The organism is Telluria sp. AIW5 (genome assembly GCF_056680575.1).
Genome location: NZ_CM155289.1, coordinates 2,191,579 through 2,209,156, shown reverse-complemented (window position 1 = coordinate 2,209,156; position 17,578 = coordinate 2,191,579). Strand labels below are relative to the sequence as shown.

General features: G+C 66.4%; 14 protein-coding genes and 1 pseudogene. 10 read left to right on the top strand and 5 right to left on the bottom strand.

Translation table 11 applies throughout. From position 1 onward, the window contains the following. The first annotated feature begins 9 nt into the window (after positions 1-9). From AC1MEM_RS09725 to AC1MEM_RS09680, 10 genes and pseudogenes are all read left to right on the top strand, one after another. Positions 10-915, top strand: coding sequence for an EamA family transporter (locus tag AC1MEM_RS09725; RefSeq protein ID WP_499476898.1), 906 nt, complete (start codon positions 10-12; stop codon positions 913-915). 3 nt (positions 916-918) lie between these two features. Next, a complete protein-coding gene (locus tag AC1MEM_RS09720) occupies positions 919-2,220 on the top strand; it encodes a D-tagatose-bisphosphate aldolase, class II, non-catalytic subunit (RefSeq protein WP_499476896.1) in 1,302 nt (433 codons plus the stop codon). Next, entirely contained in the window at positions 2,214-3,401 is a 1,188-nt protein-coding gene (locus AC1MEM_RS09715; protein WP_499476894.1) for an SIS domain-containing protein, read from the top strand. The genes AC1MEM_RS09720 and AC1MEM_RS09715 overlap by 7 nt, the downstream gene beginning before the upstream one ends. Further along, on the top strand, positions 3,385-4,356 hold the full coding sequence (locus tag AC1MEM_RS09710) for an N-acetylglucosamine kinase (protein WP_499476892.1): 972 nt from the start codon (positions 3,385-3,387) through the stop codon (positions 4,354-4,356). The genes AC1MEM_RS09715 and AC1MEM_RS09710 overlap by 17 nt, the downstream gene beginning before the upstream one ends. An 11-nt stretch (positions 4,357-4,367) precedes the next feature. Continuing rightward, on the top strand, positions 4,368-5,474 hold the full coding sequence (locus tag AC1MEM_RS09705; RefSeq protein ID WP_499476890.1) for an amidohydrolase family protein: 1,107 nt from the start codon (positions 4,368-4,370) through the stop codon (positions 5,472-5,474). Positions 5,475-5,603: 129 nt separating this feature from the next. Next, the gene (locus AC1MEM_RS09700; RefSeq protein ID WP_499476888.1) at positions 5,604-6,437 is read left to right on the top strand and encodes a DeoR/GlpR family DNA-binding transcription regulator; all 834 of its coding nucleotides are present in this window, start codon (positions 5,604-5,606) and stop codon (positions 6,435-6,437) included. Positions 6,438-6,498: 61 nt separating this feature from the next. Next, the gene (locus AC1MEM_RS09695; RefSeq protein ID WP_499476886.1) at positions 6,499-8,598 is read left to right on the top strand and encodes a glycoside hydrolase family 36 protein; all 2,100 of its coding nucleotides are present in this window, start codon (positions 6,499-6,501) and stop codon (positions 8,596-8,598) included. Positions 8,599-8,883: 285 nt separating this feature from the next. Beyond that, positions 8,884-9,708: pseudogene (locus AC1MEM_RS09690) on the top strand (efflux transporter outer membrane subunit); the annotation flags it as partial. A gap of 218 nt (positions 9,709-9,926) precedes the next feature. After that, positions 9,927-10,979 carry an MBL fold metallo-hydrolase gene (locus tag AC1MEM_RS09685; protein WP_499476884.1) on the top strand — a complete coding sequence of 351 codons (1,053 nt, stop codon included), beginning with the start codon at positions 9,927-9,929 and terminating at the stop codon, positions 10,977-10,979. A gap of 180 nt (positions 10,980-11,159) precedes the next feature. Further along, the gene (locus AC1MEM_RS09680) at positions 11,160-12,155 is read left to right on the top strand and encodes a M28 family peptidase (RefSeq protein ID WP_499476882.1); all 996 of its coding nucleotides are present in this window, start codon (positions 11,160-11,162) and stop codon (positions 12,153-12,155) included. 540 nt (positions 12,156-12,695) lie between these two features. Here the strand turns inward: AC1MEM_RS09680 and hemW are convergent. The 5 genes from hemW to AC1MEM_RS09655 form a co-directional block, all read right to left on the bottom strand. Then, complete coding sequence (gene hemW, locus AC1MEM_RS09675) at positions 12,696-13,937, bottom strand: radical SAM family heme chaperone HemW (protein WP_499476880.1); 1,242 nt, start codon at positions 13,935-13,937, stop codon at positions 12,696-12,698. After that, positions 13,934-14,518 (bottom strand): RdgB/HAM1 family non-canonical purine NTP pyrophosphatase, encoded by a 585-nt coding sequence (gene rdgB, locus AC1MEM_RS09670; protein WP_499476878.1) that lies wholly within the window; start codon positions 14,516-14,518, stop codon positions 13,934-13,936. The genes hemW and rdgB overlap by 4 nt, the downstream gene beginning before the upstream one ends. Positions 14,519-14,738: 220 nt before the next feature. Beyond that, entirely contained in the window at positions 14,739-15,467 is a 729-nt protein-coding gene (gene rph / locus AC1MEM_RS09665; protein WP_499476876.1) for a ribonuclease PH, read from the bottom strand. A gap of 13 nt (positions 15,468-15,480) precedes the next feature. Next, positions 15,481-16,419, bottom strand: coding sequence for a PP2C family protein-serine/threonine phosphatase (locus AC1MEM_RS09660; RefSeq protein WP_499476874.1), 939 nt, complete (start codon positions 16,417-16,419; stop codon positions 15,481-15,483). A 30-nt stretch (positions 16,420-16,449) separates the two neighbouring features. Further along, positions 16,450-17,457 (bottom strand): serine/threonine protein kinase, encoded by a 1,008-nt coding sequence (locus tag AC1MEM_RS09655; protein ID WP_499476872.1) that lies wholly within the window; start codon positions 17,455-17,457, stop codon positions 16,450-16,452. Positions 17,458-17,578 lie beyond the last annotated feature (121 nt).

The window sequence follows — 17,578 nt, the reverse complement described above, 5'->3', positions numbered from 1 at the left end:
GACCGCACGATGAAGACGACGAACTGGCTGGGCTACACCCTGGCCACCACCCTGCTGTGGGGCGTGTGGGGCGCCTTTGCGGGCCTGCCGGCCCAGCATGGCTTCCCCGAGACCCTGGTCTACGTGGTATGGGCGCTGACCATGATTCCCCCCGCCCTGGTGGTGCTGGCGCGTAGCGGGTGGCGTATCCGCCGCGACCGCCGCTCGGTGGTCTACGGCCTGGCGATCGGCCTGCTCGGCGCCGGCGGCCAGATGATCCTGTTCCACGCCGTCAAGGTGGGACCGACCTTCCTGATCTTCCCGCTGATCTCGCTATCGCCGGTGATCACGATCGTCCTGTCCTACCTGTTCCTGCGCGAGCGCACCGGGGCCATGGGCGTGGCCGGAATCGTGCTGGCCCTGTGCGCCTTGCCCCTGTTCGATTACGCGCCGGGGCAGGCTGTCCAGGACTACGGCTTGTGGTTCGTGCTGGCGCTGGGCGTGCTGGTGGCCTGGGGCCTGCAGGCCTATTTCATCAAGCTGGCCAACGCCAGCATGGACGCCGAAAGCATCTTCTTCTACATGACCTTCAGCGCCCTCGCCTTTATCCCGGTCGCGCTGTACATGACCGACTTCTCGCAGCCGATCAACTATGGCGCGAACGGGCCGCTGCTGGCCGCGGCGACCCAGGTATTGAACGCCATCGGCGCGCTGACCCTGGTCTATGCCTTCCGTTACGGCAAGGCGCTGGTGGTGTCGCCGCTCGTGAACGCCGGCGCCCCGCTGCTGACCACCATCATCTCGGTGACGATGGCGGCGACGCTGCCGAACGGCTTCAAGCTCGCCGGCATCGGCCTGTCGCTCGCCGCCGCCCTGTTCCTCGCGCTCCAGCCCGAGGACGGGTCCACCACCAACACCGACCAACTGGGAGCCTGAACAATGCGTGTCCTTCTCGACCTCGTCCAGGGCCACAAGGCTGGCCAGCCGCTGGGCATTTACTCGGTGTGTTCGGCGCACCCGCTGGTGATCGAAGCGGCGCTCGAAGTAGCCGCCGCGGCCGGCATGCCGGTACTGATCGAGGCGACCTCGAACCAGGTCAACCAGGACGGCGGCTACACCGGGATGACGCCCGCCGCCTTCCGCGACTTCGTGCACGGTATCGCCGCGCGGGTGGGTTTCCCGGTGCAGCAGGTCCTGCTCGGGGGCGACCACCTCGGCCCGAATGCCTGGCAGGGCGAGCCCGCCGCACAGGCGATGGCCAAGGCCGAGGTGCTGATCGACCAGTATGTCGCGGCCGGATTTCGCAAGATCCACCTGGACTGCTCGATGTCCTGCAGTGACGATCCGGTGCCGCTGGCCGACGAGGCGGTGGCCGCGCGCGCCGCGCGCCTGTGCGCCGTGGCCGAGCAGGCCTGGCGCCGCGCCGGCGGCGAGGCGCCCGTGTACGTGGTCGGTACCGAAGTACCGGTGCCGGGCGGTGCGCATGAAGACCTGGCCGAGCTGAGCGTCACGACGCCGGACGCCGCCGCCGCCACCATCGCCGCCCACCGCGCCGCCTTCGCGGCGGCGGGCCTCGACGCGGCCTGGCCGCGCGTGATCGGCCTGGTGGTGCAGCCCGGTGTCGAATTCGACCACCACAAGGTGATCGATTACCGTCCCGGGCAAGCGCGCGCCCTGAGCCGCTTCATCGAGTCCGAGCCGACCCTGGTCTACGAAGCCCATTCGACCGACTACCAGACCCCGGCCAACCTGGAGGCGCTGGTGCGCGACCACTTCGCGATCCTGAAGGTGGGGCCGGGACTGACCTTTGCGCTGCGCGAGACGCTGTGGGCGCTGGCCGATATCGAGAACGGCATGCCGGGCCTGGACCAGGTCTCCAATTTCAAGGAAGTGGTGCTCGAGGTGATGCGCGCCGAGCCGGAATACTGGCGCAAGTACTACCACGACGCCGCGCGCACGCGTTTCGACCAGCAGTTCAGCCTGAGCGACCGGATCCGCTACTACTGGCCGCATCCGGCGATCCAGGCCGCGCAGGCCCGGCTGCTGGCCAACCTCGAAGGCCACACCCCGCCCCTGACCTTGCTGAGCCAGTACCTGCCGCACCAGTACGAGGCGATCCGCGACGGCCGGCTGCGCGCAACACCATCGGAATTATTGAAAGAAGGCGTGGCCCGTGTGCTGCGCCAGTACATGCGCGCCTGCACGGCAGGCGCCGCCACAAGGGAGCTCGAAACATGCTAGTAGAACGCAACCTGGTGCTCGGGCACGACCTGGAGCGCCTGGAACAACTCGGGGGCGCCCTCACCGCGCGCGAGATCGCGCAACAGCCATCCGTATGGCCGCGCATCGAGGCCCTCGTCGCCGAACAGCGCGCCGCCATCGACGCCTTCCTGGTGCCGCTGCTGGCGCGGCCGGACCTGCGCATCGTGCTGACCGGCGCCGGCACCTCCGCCTTCATCGGCGAATGCCTGGCGCCTGCCCTGCTCGCACAAGGACGGCGCGCCGAGGCGGTGCCGACCACCGACCTGGTGTCGGGACCGGGCCGCTTCCTGCAACCGGATACGCCGACCCTGGTGGTGTCGTTCGGCCGTTCCGGCAGCAGCCCGGAAAGCATTGCCGCCGTCGCACTGGCGGACCAGCTGGTGAAGCAGGTCTACCACCTGGTCATCACCTGCAACGCCGAAGGCCAGCTGTACCGCATGAGCGGCGAGCGGGCCAATGCGCTGGCCATCCTGCTGCCGGATGCGACCCACGACCGCGGCTTCGCCATGACCACCAGCTTCACCTCGATGCTGCTGGCGGCGGCGCTGGCGTTCGGCGCGGCCGCGCCCGGGCGTGCCGCCGCGCTGGCCGCGGCCGCGGAGCAGGCCGGCGCGCGCGCGCTGCCGCTGCTGTCGGCGCTCGTCAACCAGCGCTTCAGGCGCGTCGTCTACCTGGGCAGCAATGAACTGCGCGGGCTGGCCCGCGAAGCGGCGCTCAAGCTGCTCGAACTGACCGATGGGCAGGTGGTCGCCATGTTCGATTCGCCGCTGGGCTTTCGCCATGGCCCGAAAACGATCGTGGACCAGGCCACGCTGGTGGTGGTGCTGCTCTCGAACGACCCGCAGGCGCGCCGCTACGACCTCGACCTGGTGCGCGAACTGCGCACCGATGCCAGCGCCGGCCGCGTGCTGGTGCTCGATGCGCAAGCGGGCGGCGCGGCGGGCGAGGACGCGTTTGCCTTCGACGGCGCCGACGCCCTCACCGATCTCGAACTCGCCCTGCCCTACATCGTGTTCTGCCAGGGCTTCGCCTTCCTGCAATCGCTGGCCCTGGGCCTGCGTCCCGATACCCCGAGCCGCTCCGGCACTGTCAACCGCGTGGTGCGCGGCGTGACCATTTATCCGTTCGACAGCGAGGCGCACCATGTTCCTCGGGGTTGACGGCGGCGGCACCAAGACCGCGTTCGCGCTCGTCGACGCCCGCGGCGAGGTGCTGGCCCGGCACGAAGAGCCTGGGGTCTACCATATCGAAGTCGGCATCGACGGCGCCGGCGCGACGCTGGCACGCGGCTGCCGCATACTCCTCGAGCGCGCCGGCGTGGATGCGCAGGCCGTCGATTTCGCCTTCTTCGGGCTGCCGGCCTACGGCGAAGACCGGCAGGCGCAGGCGGCGCTCGATGCGCTGCCGCAGGCGATCCTGCAACACCGGCGCTACCTGTGCGGCAACGACATGGTGTGCAGCTGGGCCGGTTCGCTGGCCGGCGCGGACGGCATCAGCGTCATCGCCGGTACCGGCTCGATGGCCTACGGCGAATATGCGGGCCGCCAGGCGCGCGCCGGCGGCTGGGGAGAACTGTTCAGCGACGAAGGCTCGGCCTACTGGATCGCGCGCGAAGGGCTGGCGCTGTTCTCGCGCATGAGCGACGGCCGCACGCCGCGCGGCGCCTTGCACGCCCTGGTGCGCGAACGCCTGGCGCTGGAAGACGACCTCGATCTCTGCGCCGTCGTCTACGGCACCCTGAATGGCGAGCGCAGCCGGGTGGCGCAACTGGCGCGCCTGGTGCACGATGCCGCCGTGGCCGGCGACCAGCAAGCGCGGGCGATCTTCGAGCGCGCCGCCGCCGAACTGGCGGACATGGTGGACGCGGTACGCGCCGGGCTCGGGGTGACGCTGGACACGCCGCTACCGGTGTCGTTCACCGGCGGCCTGTTCGCCGAAGGCGGCCTGCTGCGCGGTCCCTTCGACGCCGCGCTGGCCGCGCGGCCGGCGGCTTACCTGCTTGCCGCGCCGCTACTGGCGCCCGTGCTGGGCGCGGCCTTGTACGCGGCACGCAGCGCCGGCACACCGCTCGGCGCGCCCGCCGTCGCGCGCTTGACCCATCAACAGCCTGCATGAAAGGAACCGGCATGCGCTCACGCCTCATCTCCACCACCCGCACCATGCTCGTCCTGCTGCTCGGCGCCGCGCTGCCCGCCTTCGCCGCCGACAGCTACACCATGGCCGACTTCGAGAAGGTCGGGAAGATCGACGCCCACCTGCACCTGCACGGCGCCGACCAGCGCGCCTTCCTGGGGCTGGCGCACAAGGACAATGTCCGGGCGCTGACGATCAACGTCGACTACCCGGACTTCCCGGCGCTGGACCAGCAGCAGCGCATTGCGACGGCGCTGCACCGCGCCCATCCGCGCACGGTGGCGTTCGCAGCCAGTTTCACGACAGACGGCTTCGGCCAGGCCGGCTGGAGCGAGCGCACCCTGCGCCGCCTGGACGCGGCGATCGCCGACGGTGCGGTCGGCGTCAAGGTGTGGAAGAACATCGGCATGGACCTGCGCGACGCGCAAGGCAAGCTCGTGATGATCGACGACGCCCGCTTCGACACCTTGTTCGACGGGCTCGATCGGCGCGGCGTGCTGGTGATCGGGCACCAGGGCGAGCCGCACAACTGCTGGCTGCCGCTCGACCAGATGACGGTCAAGAACGACCGCGAGTACTTCCAGCAGCATCCGCAGTACCACATGTACAAACACCCCGAGATGCCGAGCTACGCCGACCAGATGGCGGCGCGCGACCGGATGCTGGCGAAACATCCGCGCATGCGCTTCGTCGGCGTGCACCTGGCCTCGCTCGAATGGAGCGTGGACGAGCTGGCGCGCTTCCTCGACCGTCATCCCACTGCCCGGGTGGATGTGGCGGCGCGCATCGGCCAGCTGCAATACCAGTCGCAGCGCGACCGCGAGCAGGTGCGCCGCTTCCTGATCAAGTACCAGGATCGCCTGATGTACGGTTCGGACCTGGCGCAGTCGGCCGGGCAGTCCGACGCCGACTTCGTCAGCGACCTCGATACGGTCTGGCGGCGCGACTGGCGCTACTTCAACACCGACGACAGTTTCGCGGTGCCGGAACTCGATGACCAGGTGCGCGGGCTGGCGCTGCCGAAGAAAGTCGCGGACAAACTATTCCGCGTGAACGCGGAAAAAACCTTCCCTGGAGCCTGGCGCGCCCCTGCCGCATAACGCAAGCGCCCGCATGCCGACAAACGCAGTGATCTTTCGTTTCGCGTAAATTGCCATCCTGTATCATCAGGTACCAGACGCAAGCGGCCGTGGGGTCGCTGGGGCAATCTCGCTCCCGAAAGATCAAGAATGAGCAAAACAAAGAAACCGGAAACGAAAGTTTCGATAAGCAACCAAGATCGGGGGCCCGACCAGGACCTGCTGGTGGCGGAACGCCGCCGCCGGATCCGGGAAATGGTGAGCGAGCGCGAGCGTGTCACGGTGGCCGAACTGGCGGCGATGTTCCGCATTTCGCTGGTCACGGTGCGCAACGACCTGAACGCGCTGGCCGAAATCGGGGCCGTGGTGCGTACGCGCGGCGGCGCGATCCCGCAGCGCGCCAACGAGGACCTGCCGATCGGCGTGAAGCAGACCCTGCACCGCGCCGAGAAGATCCGGATCGCGGAAGCGGCGGTCAAATTGATCGGCGAAGGCCAGACCATCGTGCTCGATTCGGGCTCGACGACGGGCGAGATCGCGAAGCAGATTCGCGGATTGAAGCTGCAGTCGATCAACGTGATCACGAATGCGCTGAACATCGCCGTGCTGCTGGCCGGTGCGCCGCACGTGACCCTGATCATGCTGGGCGGGGTGCTGCGTCCAAGTTCGTATTCGCTGGGCGGACCGCAGGCGGAACTGGCCTTGCAGGGACTGCACGCGGACATCCTGTTCCTCGGCTTCGACGGCCTGGACCCGGACATCGGCGTCATGACGCCGCACCTGCTGGAAGCGCGCTTGAATTCGCGCATGCTGGAAATCGCGCGCCGCGTGGTGGCGGTAGGCGACTCGTCGAAGATCGGACGGCGCAGCCTGTCGATGATCGCGACGATCGAACAGATCGACCAGATCATCACCGATACCGGGGTGCCGGACGAGGTGGTCGACGTATTGCGCCAACGCGGCGCGCAAGTGGTGCTGGTGTAGGGAGGCGGCATGCAGCCGGCCCCTGCGCCGGCTGTGTGGGATCCCAAGACGAGGAGCGAAGATGAAGGAAGTGCGAAACGAACGGCGCCGCAGTTTGCTGCAATGGCTGGCCGGATCGGCCGTGGCAACGAGTTTGGGCGCGCCGGCCGCGCTGGCTGCGACGACCGCGGCGGCGGCGCCGGGAGGCCGCGACGTGGCGCGCATCGGCGACGCCGCGCTGGGCCTGGAGTTCGACGGCCAGATGCGCACCCGCCTGCTGTCGCGGCGCGGCGCGGCGCACGGCGTCACCGGCTTTTGCGCCAGCGAAGCGCTGCGCGTGGCCGGCGGCAAATGGATCGAGCGTTTCGCCTTGAGCAGCCAGGCCGTGGACCGCGTCGACGGTCCGCACGGCGCGGGCGCCCGCCACCGCATCAGCGGCGTCGCACCCGAGGGCATCGAGAAAACCGTCACGGTGACTTTCTACGACCGCCATCCCGGCTTCGCGGTGCTGCGGGTCGCGTATCGCAACACCGGCAAGCAGAGCCTGGCGGTGGAAGCCTGGCGCAACAGCGGCTATACGCTGCTGCCGGCGCGCAGCGGCAAGCCGGCTTTCTGGAGCTTCTCCGGCGCCTCGCACGCCGACCGGCGCGATTGGGTCCAGCCGCTGAAGGCGGGCTTCGACCAGCGCAACTTCATGGGAATGAACGCTTCGGATTACGGCAGCGGCACGCCGGTGGCCGACGTCTGGCAGCGCGAATGCGGCCTGGCGGTCGGCCATCTCGACACGGTGCCGCGCCTGGTGGCGCTGCCGGTGCGCGCAGTGGCCGGCGGCGCTGCGCTGGCGCTGGAATTCGACCAGGCCGCGATCCTGCAACCCGGCGAGGAACTCGCTACCTTCGACACCTTCCTCACGCTGCACACGGGCGACTACTTCGCCGCCCTCGACCGCTATCGCCTGCTGATGGGCGAGCGCGGCATGCGCGCCCCGGATGCGCCGGCCGAGTCGTACGAGCCCATCTGGTGCGCCTGGGGTTACGAGCGCGACTTCACCGTGCCGCTGATGACCGGCACCCTGGCCAAGGCGAAGGAACTGGGCCTGGAGTGGGCGGTGCTGGACGACGGCTGGCAGACCAGCGAAGGCGACTGGAAAATAGACCGCAAGAAATTCGCGCGCGGCGACGACGACATGCGCGCCCTGGTCGGCAGCATCAAGGACGCCGGCATGAAGGCGCGCCTGTGGATCGCGCCCCTGGCGGCCGATCCGGGAACCGACCTGGTGCACGACCACACCGACATGCTCCTGCTCGACAAGGACGGCGCGCCGCAGCTGATCAGCTGGTGGAACAGCCTCTACCTGTGCCCGGCCTACGGCCCGACCATCGAGATGACGCGCGCTTTCGTGCGCAAGATCTTGGGCGAATGGGGCTACCAGGGGCTGAAGATCGACGGCCAGCATTTGAACGGGGTGGCGCCCTGCTACAACCCGGCCCACAAGCATGCCCGTCCCGAAGAGTCCTACGAAAAGCTGCAGGACTTCTGGAAGATGGTCTACGACACGGCGCGCGAAATCAATCCCAGGGCCGTGATCGAGTTCTGCCCTTGCGGCACGTCGTATGCCTTCCACAATTTCCCTTATGTGAACCAGGCGCCGGCATCCGATCCGCTCTCGTCCTGGCAGGTACGGCACAAGGGCAAGACCCTCAAGGCCTTGATGGGGCCGTCGGCGCCCTACGCGGGCGACCACGTCGAGCTGAGCGACGGCGGCGACGATTTCGCCTCCACCGTCGGCATCGGCGCCGTCCTGTCGACCAAGTTCACCTGGCCGCTCGATCCCAAGCCGAAGGACAGCTTCCTCCTGACCCCGGAAAAGGAAGTGGTCTGGCGCAAGTGGATCGGCGTGTACAAAGAGAAGATGCTGCCCAAAGGCGTTTACCGCGGCGAACTCTACGATATCGGCTTCGACCGCCCCGAGACCCACGTCGTGGAGAAAGAGGGACGCCTGTATTTTGCCTTCTACGCACCGCGCTGGTCCGGGCCGGTAGAAATTCGCGGACTGGGCGCCGGGCAGTACCGGCTGCGCGACTACGTCGGCGAGCGCGACCTCGGTACGGTGAGCGCCGCGCACAACCGCATCAGCGTCAGCTTCGAGCGGGCGCTGCTGGTGGAAGCGATCCCGGTCTAGGCGAGCGGGTCGGCCTCAACGGTGATGCCGGCCACTCAAGCGGACCGTTACCTGGTCGGCATTCTTCGCTAGCCGGGGAGTACCCGACATGCACATCGAAACGCGGCGCACAGATCCGTAGGGTGGACTCTTGAGTCCACGCGGTACCCGACATGCACATCGAAACGCAGAGCACAGATCCGTAGGGTGGACTCTCGAGTCCACGCGGTACCCGACATGCACATCGAAACGCGGCGCACAGCCCAGGAAGCATATGTAAAGCGTCGTTAGCAAGCGCTTGGGTATTCCGCGGTACTGACGCGCCTGCGTTTCCAAAACGGCGTGGTGTCGAAGCTGGAACTCCAGCAGTCGGCTTCGCTCGTCGAAACCGCGCGCGCCACGCTGGCCCAGCTGCAGCGCCAGCGTGCACAGGATGCGAATTTGCTGACCCTGCTGGTGGGCGAGCCGATTCCGGAAAACCTGCCCGCCGGCGCCACGCTCGCCACGACCGAACTGCCCGACCTGCCGGCCGGCATGCCGTCCGATCTGCTGGCCGCCCGTCCGGACATCCGCGCGGCCGAGCAGCAGCTGATCGCGGCGAACGCCAACATCGGCGCGGCGCGCGCGAACTACTTCCCGCGCATCTCGCTGACCGGCTCCGTGGGCAGCGCGAGTACCGAGCTGTCGGGCCTGTTCAAGAGCCGCTCCTTCGGCTGGACCTTCGCGCCGCAGGCCGTGCTGCCGATCTTCGACCTGGGCCGCATTGGCGCCGGCGTCGACGCGGCCAGGGCTGGCCGCGACATCGCGGTGGCCCAGTACGAGCGCTCGATCCAGACCGCGTTCCGCGAAGTGGCGGACGCGCTGGCCGGCCAGGCGACCTTCAGCGAGCAGCTGCGCGCCCAGCGCGCGGTGGCGCTCGCCGAACAGGACCGCTACAACCTGTCCGACCTGCGCTACAAGAGCGGCGCGGCCAGCTACCTCGATTTGCTGGATGCCCAGCGTTCGCTGTTCCAGGCCCAGCAGGTCGCGGTGCAGGCCAACCTGGCGCGGCTGCAGAACCAGATGACGCTGTATCGCGTGCTTGGGGGTGTATGGAGCGAGCCGGCATCGAAGGCACAGGCGGCGCGCTGATTTTCTGGCAGTGCTGTAAAACAAAAAAACCGGGACCATATGTCCCGGTTTTTTATGCCTGCAGCCGGAGAATGCTTCGCCTCAGCGCTGGGTCATGCATGTCACCTTGCGCGAAATAGTGCAAAATTTTCCAGTATTTATCCATTCCTGTCGCTGCCGCTATGCACTACGATCATTTAACGAAAACACGGTAGAGACATCCACATAGGGATTTCTACATGACAGATTTTTATGGAGGAGACAGCAACATGCCACATTCAGAAGAAGGTCAACGTTTTGCGAATCGGCGAAAATTCCTCGCGCTGGGTACCGGACTAGCCTCAGCCATGGCAGCCGCGCCCCTGCTTGGTTTCGCACAAGAAGCAGGCCGACCGCCAGCATCCGCAGGCGCATCCGGCGGCAACCGCCTGGTGTTACTCGGCACTAAGGGTGGACCGCGCGTTGGCGGTGCAGGCAGTAACCTGAAGGACCTGGTCCGAATGAACCCTGCCAACCTGCTGATGATCGGCGGTGTGCCTTATGTGATCGATTGCGGTTACGGCGTCTCGATGCAGCTCGTCAAGGCCGGTGTTCCGCTTCCACAGGTGCGCTACGTGTTCATCACTCACCATCACTCCGACCATGAACTGGAGTACGGCAATCTTCTGTATGCCGCGTGGGCGGCGGGCCTGAACCATACCGTCGATACCTACGGCCCCCCGGGACTCGAGAAGATGACGCGCGATTTCATGGCCTTGAACCAGATCGATATCGAAACCCGTATCCATGATGAAGGAAAGCCCGACCTGCGCCGCCTCATCCGGGCACACGACATCCGCAACATCGATCGCGTGTTCAGTAACGATCAGGTCAAGGTCAGTGCGATGCGTTCGCTGCATCCGCCGTTCGATGACAGCTATGGCTACAAGTTCGAATTCGGCGGCAAGACGATCGTTTTCTCGGGCGATACTGCTTATAACCCAAAGCTCGCCGAGTTCGCCAAAGGCGCGGACTACCTGGTGCACGAAGTCCAATATGGGCCGGGCGTGGAAGCCCTGGCGAAACGGGTTCCCAATGCGAAGCGCGCACTTGAGCATTTTCTCGCGTCCCATACCATGACGGACGATGTCGGCCGCATCGCAGCGGCGGCGGGAGTAAAAAATCTGGTGCTCAGCCATTTCGTGCCCGGAGACGATCCCTCGATTACGGAGGACATGTGGGCCGAGGGAGTACGCAAACACTATCAGGGGAACATCCTGGTCGGACGCGACTTGATGTCGATCGACCTGTAATGGGCGGGGCCTGGCGCCACGCGGCCGACGTTTCGACGGAAGCCGGCTGCGCAGCAATGCGTAAGCACGATGCGTCGGCAAGGCCGGCAAGACGGTCGACACGTGCGTCTCCTGTGCGTGAACTTGGCTAGACTGAACCGGTCTACCAGTTGATGGCTCAACCGACGCCGAGAGGCTGCCATGCGGAATTTTTTTCACTCACACTGGAAAGCAATTGTTGCGCTCGTCCTGCTCATCCTGGTTGCGGTGCTGACCGTGGGTCCGAATCCAGCTGCCGCCGCACCGGAGCTGGCCGAGCGCCTGCGCGCGCACGTGAGTGCGATCGCTTCCGACGAGCACAATACGGGCACGCCGCTCGCGCTCGAGCGCGCCGCCACCTACATCGAGACGACGCTGGCAAAGGCCGGCTATACACCGACGCGCCAGGAATACATGGCCGGTGGGCAGCGCGTGCGCAATATCGAGGCGGCGGTCGGCAATGTCGCGAAGGGCAAGCGGCCGGACCGGATCTTTATCGTCGGCGCCCATTACGATTCCGCGCAGGGCGCGCCGGGCGCGAACGACAACGGCAGCGGTACGGCGGCCGTGCTCGAGCTGGCGCGCCTGCTGCGGACGATGCAGCCGGGCGCCGGCACCGAGGTGCGCTTCGTGTTGTTCGTGAACGAGGAACCGCCCTGGCTCATCGGCGAACACATGGGCGAACACATGGGCAGCATGGTGCACGCCGCCGAAATGAAGCGCCAGGGCCAGAACGTCGCAGCCGCGCTGGTGCTGGAGACGATGGGTTATTACACGGACGCGCCGGACAGCCAGAAGCTGCCGCCGGGGCTCGAGGGCCGCTATCCGTCCACCGGGAATTTCATCGCCTTTGTCGGGACGCTGGAGTCGTCGAACCTGGTGCGCGAGGCGCTGGCCGCGTTTCGCGACGCATCGGAATTTCCAGCCGAAGGACTGGCGGCGCCGGCGCACACGACCGGGGTGACGCTGTCGGATCACTCGTCGTATAACCGGCACGGCTATCCGGCGCTGATGATTACCGATACCGCGTTCATGCGCTATCCCTATTACCACACGCAGGAGGACACGTTGGAGAAGATCACGTACGACAGCATGGCGCGGGTGGTGACGGGGCTGGCGAAGACGATTGCGGCGCTGGCGGGCGGGACGCAGGGTTAATGCTGGTGCGCGACGGAACGGGGGCTGTTGCCTGATCTGGTCGTGGTGCGCGCGATCCGCGTGGGCATGCCCACCCTACGGGTAACGCTAACGGCGAGATCACTCCAAATCCGGATACGTACGGTGTACCGTAGGGTGGGCATGCCCACGCGGATCGTGAGGGCCACGCGGGGCACAGGCAACAGCGCCACTGCGCCTGCAGGAGCATCCCAACGCCAACGATGGCGCCCCGTTCGACATCGGCGTGGCGCATGCCTGGTACCGCGTGGGCGGAGCCCACCCTACGGGACGAACGGCGAGATCATACGAAACCCGGATACGTAGCGTATCCCGTAGAGCGTGTGAAAAAATTGTCAGGGCAAGGGATGCGGCCGCCCGACGCAGCGTCGAAGACAGTACGTGGGTACGGCGAGACGATGCAACGCAGCCATGGCGATTTTTTCACACGCTCGTAGGGTGGGCATTCATGCCCACGCGGATCATGCAGGCCACGCACGGCCCGCGCAACAGCGCCGCGCCCGCCTGAAACTCTGGTGCCCTCTACTTTGATTCGCCCAGGAACATCTCTTGCAGATCGTTGAGGAAGCGCTGCCCGAGTTCCGTCGGACGAATCAGCTTGAAGTCGCGCGTCAACAAACCTTTCGCTTCCGCCGCATCGAGCGCCTTGCTGATCGCGGTGATGCTCATGCCGGTACGCTCGCCGAACAAATTCGGATCGAAGCCGCCGGTCAGGCGGAGCGTGTTGAGCATGAACTCGAAACCCATGTCGGCGCGTGCGATTTCGTGTTCTTCCTGGACCGGATTGCCGCGCTTCGCCGCTTCCATGAAGGAGGCCGGCTGCTTGAAGCGCGCCTGGCGCAGGATCCGGTGCGGGAAGGAGATCTTCGAGTGCGCGCCCGCGCCGATGCCGAGGTAGTCGCCGAAATTCCAGTAGTTCAGGTTGTGGCGCGCCTGCCTGCCCGGCCGCGCATAGGCCGAGACTTCGTAGTGGTCGAAACCGGCGGCACGCATCGTGTCAAGAATCATGTCCTGCATGTCGGCGCTGGCGTCGTCGTCGGGCAGCGCCGGCGGATACTTGGCGAAGACCGTGTTCGGTTCCATCGTCAGGTGGTACAGCGACAGGTGCGGCGGCGCGAACGACAGCGCGGTGTTGAGGTCGTGCTCGGCCTGCTCCAATGTCTGGGACGGCAGCGCGTACATCAGGTCGAGGTTGAAGTTATCGAAGGTCGAGTGCGCGATCTCGACCGCGCGCAGCGCTTCGCGCTCGTCGTGGATGCGGCCCAGCGACTTCAGGTGTTCGGCATTGAAGCTCTGGATGCCGATCGACAGGCGGTTCACGCCGCTGTCGCGGTAGTGGCGGAATTTCTCGATCTCGAAGGTGCCCGGGTTCGCTTCCATCGTGATCTCGGCGTCGATCTCGAGCGGCAGCAAGGTGCGTACGTCCGACAGCAGGCGATCGAGCCCGGCGGCCGACATCAGGCTCGGCGTGCCGCCGCCGATAAACACCGTATGGATCTTGCGGCCCCAGATCAGGGGCAGGGATTGTTCGAGGTCGAGGCGTACCGCGTCGAGGTATTCCTGTTCCGGCAGTTCGCCCTTGGCCTCGTGCGAATTGAAATCGCAATACGGGCACTTGCGCACGCACCAGGGGAAGTGGATATAGAGCGAGAGCGGCGGCAAGGCCGTCAGGTTCAGGGCACCCGGCTGCAGGTATTGCAGCGCGGCCTGCGCCGGCGACCGGGGTGCGCCGACCTGGGCGCCGGCTGGTTTGATCGGGATCATCGCAGCTTCTCGACCAGTGCGCGCAGGGCCTGTCCACGGTGCGACTGCGCATTCTTCTCGGCAGGCGTGAGCTCGGCCGTGGTCTTGCCCAGCGAAGGAATCAGGAAGTAGGGGTCGTAGCCGAAACCGTTCTCGCCGCGCGGCGTGTCGACGATGACGCCATCCCAGCGGCCGTCGGCGATGACCGGCTGCGGGTCGTCGGCGTGGCGCACGTAGACCAGCACGCAATAGTAATAGGCCGACTTGTCTTCTTTGTCCGCCAGGTCCGCGACCAGTTTTGCATTGTTGCGTGCGTCCGATTTCGGCTCGCCCGCGAAGCGCGCCGAGTACACGCCGGGCGCGCCACCGAGTGCGTTCACGCACACGCCGGAGTCGTCGGCCAGTGCCGGCAATCCCGTCAGGCGGGCGGCGTGGCGGGCCTTTTCGAGTGCGTTTTCGACGAAGGTCGCGTGCGGCTCCTCGGCTTCCGGGACATCGAATTCGCCTTGCGGGTGCAGCGTGAAACCGATCGGACCGAGGATTTGCTGGAATTCCTTCAGTTTGCCGGCGTTGTTGGAGGCGAGGATGAGGCGTTGGGTCATGGTGGGAATGGACGAGACGAGCGAAGGGAAGTATTTTACCCGCTCTCGTTTGCCTCCGCCGATCGCCGATAACCGTGGTGCACCGTAGGGTGGACTCTTGAGTCCACGCGTTCGTGCCGATGCATTCCACCATATCGATTCACGGCCGCGCCAACATGAACCACACGATGTACCGCGTGGACTCGGGAGTCCACCCTACGTTACGCGACAGCCGCGGGTGTCAGACACCCAGCGCCTGTTTTTGCAGGCGCACCAGCTCGGCAATTCCGCCCTGCGCCAGGTCGAGCAAGCGATTCATGCCCGCGCGGTCGAACGCAACGCCTTCCGCCGTCCCCTGCACTTCGATGAAATGCCCCGCCTCCGTCATTACGACGTTCATGTCGGTGTCGCAGCCGGAATCCTCGACGTAATCGAGGTCGAGCACCGGCATGCCCTGGTAGACGCCGACCGAGATCGCGGCCACGAAATGCTTTACCGGCACCGCGGTCAGGGCGCCGCGCGCGACCAGTGCATTGAAGGCGTCGTAGGCGGCGACCATGGCGCCGGTGATCGAGGCGGTGCGGGTACCGCCGTCGGCCTGGATCACGTCGCAGTCGAGGTGCAGGGTGCGCTCGCCGAAGGCGTCGAGATCGAAAGCGGCGCGCAACGAGCGGCCGATCAGGCGCTGGATCTCCTGCGTGCGGCCGGACTGCTTGCCGCGCGCGGCCTCGCGGTCCATGCGCGTGTGCGTCGAGCGCGGCAGCATGCCGTATTCCGCCGTCAGCCAGCCCTGCCCTTTTCCCTTCAAAAAGCCCGGCACCTTCTCTTCGATGCTGGCCGTGCAGATCACCTTGGTGTCGCCGCACTCGATCAATACGGAACCCTCGGCGTGCTTGGTGTACTGGCGGGTGATGCGGATGCTGCGCAGCTGGTCGACGGCGCGGCCGCTCGGGCGGGATTGGAAGGTCATGGAAACGCTTTCATTATTTGAGTAATTGGGATGATTTCTCGATCGCCTGGTTGATCTCGGCGATCGCCTTGTCGATTTCGTCTTCGTCGAACGGGTCGGCATCGAGCGCAACGCCGGCCTCGGCGGCGACGTTGCCGATCGTGCTGCTGACCTGGTCCTCCGGCAGCAGCCCGGTCGAGATCACGTTCGGATCGCCGGCGCCTGGCGCATGATCGGCGCCCTGCCAGCTGATCGCCAGCGCGGTCGTGTTGTCAGCGCGCGGGCCGCCGATGGACACCGCCATCGACACCAGCTCCGGCACCGCCTGCACCACGCCGCGGCTGGCGAGCATCTGCACGATTTCGGCGTCCGGCACCATTGACCACAGACCGTCGGAACAGAGCAGCAGCACGTCGCCGGCTTCCAGGCTGGCCTGGCGCGACAGTTCGATGCGCGGGCTGCTCGCGGCGCCGATGCAGTTGTACAGCTTGTTGCGGTCGGGATGGGTCGCGCGCTCGGCAGGACTCGCCAGGCCCTTGGCGATCAGGTATTCGAGGTGCGAGTGGTCGCGCGTCTGCGCCAGCACCCGGTTGCCGCGCACCCAGTACAGGCGCGAGTCGCCGCAGTGCGCCCATACCGCGCAGTTGTGTTGCACCAGGCAGGCGACGACCGTGGTGCGCGGGCTTTCCGGCAGCTGGTGGCGCGCGGTGTAGGCGAGGATGTCGCGCTGCGCCTGCAGCAGCGCTTCTTCCAGGAAGCGCTCCGGTTTCTTGATGGTGGGACGGGCCTGCATCTGGAACATCATCGACAGGGTCTGCATCGCGATGGTGGAGGCGATCTCGCCATGCTGGTGGCCGCCCATGCCGTCGGCCAGCACCAGCAGCAGCGCGTCGCGGGTAAAGCAGTAGCCCATGCGGTCCTGGTTGACCTTGCGTCCGCCGATGTGGCTGTGCTGGTAGACGGAAAACTGCATCGTGGCTCCTGGTTGCTTCGTGAGATTGGACTACTTGCCCTGGCCGCCGGCGCGCCTGAGGCCGATGCGCCCCAGCAGCCCGCGCAATCCCGTGCCTGGCGCGGCTGCCGGTGCCTCTTCGGCCTCGGCCGCGAGCGGCCTGGCCGGCGCCGCCTGCAGCACCTTCTGGACGGCGAACACGCTTTGCGGGCGCGCCATCGGATCGAGCGCGAGGCAGGCACGCACCATCGCCACCAGCTCGGGCGAGTAGGCCGTGCCCAGCTTGTCGAACTGCGCGTCCAGCTTGTCCTCGAGCTTGCGCGCGTCGGCCGCCTGCGGGGGCGAACCCGTCATGCAGGCGTACAGCGCCGCGCCCAGGCTGTAGATATCGGACCAGGGGCCAAGCGGCAAGCCCCTTGCGTACAGGTCGGGCGGCGCGAAGCCCGGCGTGTACATGGGCGCGAGCGTCGGCGCGTCCGTACCGGCAGCCTGGCGCGCCGCGCCGAAGTCGAGCAGGATGGGCGAACCGTCGCTGCGCAGGTAGATATTCGCCGGTTTCAGGTCCAGGTGCAGCAGTTTGTTCGCATGGGTTTCGCGCAGGCCGCGGCAGACGCCGTCGAAGGTCTTGCGGATGAACGCCTCGCCGAGGCGGCCGCGTTTGTCTCCACTTTTGCCCACAGTGCGCGCGATCTGTTCCTGCAGCGACTGGCCCGATTCGTAGGCCATCACCATGTAGACCGTGTCGTTGGCGCGGAAGAAGTTCAGGATGCGCACGACGTTCGGATGATTGATGCGCGCCAGCGCCCGCCCTTCTTCGAAAAAGCACTTCAGGCCGATGCGAAATAGCGGTTGATTCGGCCTGGCGATGACGGGCGCAAGCTCGCCCGGCTGGCGCAGCGCCAGCGCGCTGGGCAGGTACTCCTTGATGGCGACGGCGCTGCCCTCGGCGTCATAGGCAAGATAGACAATACTGAACCCGCCAGACGCGATTTTCTTTACAATGCGATATCCGGCAATCTCCAGCCCTTCCGGCAAGGGTGCGTTATTTTGTGCGGCCATACTGAAGAGTTCCTTGCATAACACGGCGATTGTGTGGATAAATGTCGTTCTTGTAAAGAATAATGAGCGTCTGACAAAAGCCGCAGGGCAATCCCCAAGGGGGAGACGCGTCGTCGAAGAC

Bases quoted from the DNA above. Each gene is read 5' to 3' on its own strand.
- AC1MEM_RS09725 (WP_499476898.1), top strand. From the start codon at position 10: ATGAAGACGACGAACTGGCTGGGCTACACCCTGGCCACCACCCTGCTG.
- AC1MEM_RS09720 (WP_499476896.1), top strand. From the start codon at position 919: ATGCGTGTCCTTCTCGACCTCGTCCAGGGCCACAAGGCTGGCCAGCCG.
- AC1MEM_RS09715 (WP_499476894.1), top strand. From the start codon at position 2,214: ATGCTAGTAGAACGCAACCTGGTGCTCGGGCACGACCTGGAGCGCCTG.
- AC1MEM_RS09710 (WP_499476892.1), top strand. From the start codon at position 3,385: ATGTTCCTCGGGGTTGACGGCGGCGGCACCAAGACCGCGTTCGCGCTC.
- AC1MEM_RS09705 (WP_499476890.1), top strand. From the start codon at position 4,368: ATGCGCTCACGCCTCATCTCCACCACCCGCACCATGCTCGTCCTGCTG.
- AC1MEM_RS09700 (WP_499476888.1), top strand. From the start codon at position 5,604: ATGAGCAAAACAAAGAAACCGGAAACGAAAGTTTCGATAAGCAACCAA.
- AC1MEM_RS09695 (WP_499476886.1), top strand. From the start codon at position 6,499: ATGAAGGAAGTGCGAAACGAACGGCGCCGCAGTTTGCTGCAATGGCTG.
- AC1MEM_RS09685 (WP_499476884.1), top strand. From the start codon at position 9,927: ATGACAGATTTTTATGGAGGAGACAGCAACATGCCACATTCAGAAGAA.
- AC1MEM_RS09680 (WP_499476882.1), top strand. From the start codon at position 11,160: ATGCGGAATTTTTTTCACTCACACTGGAAAGCAATTGTTGCGCTCGTC.
- hemW (WP_499476880.1), bottom strand. From the start codon at position 13,937: ATGATCCCGATCAAACCAGCCGGCGCCCAGGTCGGCGCACCCCGGTCG.
- rdgB (WP_499476878.1), bottom strand. From the start codon at position 14,518: ATGACCCAACGCCTCATCCTCGCCTCCAACAACGCCGGCAAACTGAAG.
- rph (WP_499476876.1), bottom strand. From the start codon at position 15,467: ATGACCTTCCAATCCCGCCCGAGCGGCCGCGCCGTCGACCAGCTGCGC.
- AC1MEM_RS09660 (WP_499476874.1), bottom strand. From the start codon at position 16,419: ATGCAGTTTTCCGTCTACCAGCACAGCCACATCGGCGGACGCAAGGTC.
- AC1MEM_RS09655 (WP_499476872.1), bottom strand. From the start codon at position 17,457: ATGGCCGCACAAAATAACGCACCCTTGCCGGAAGGGCTGGAGATTGCC.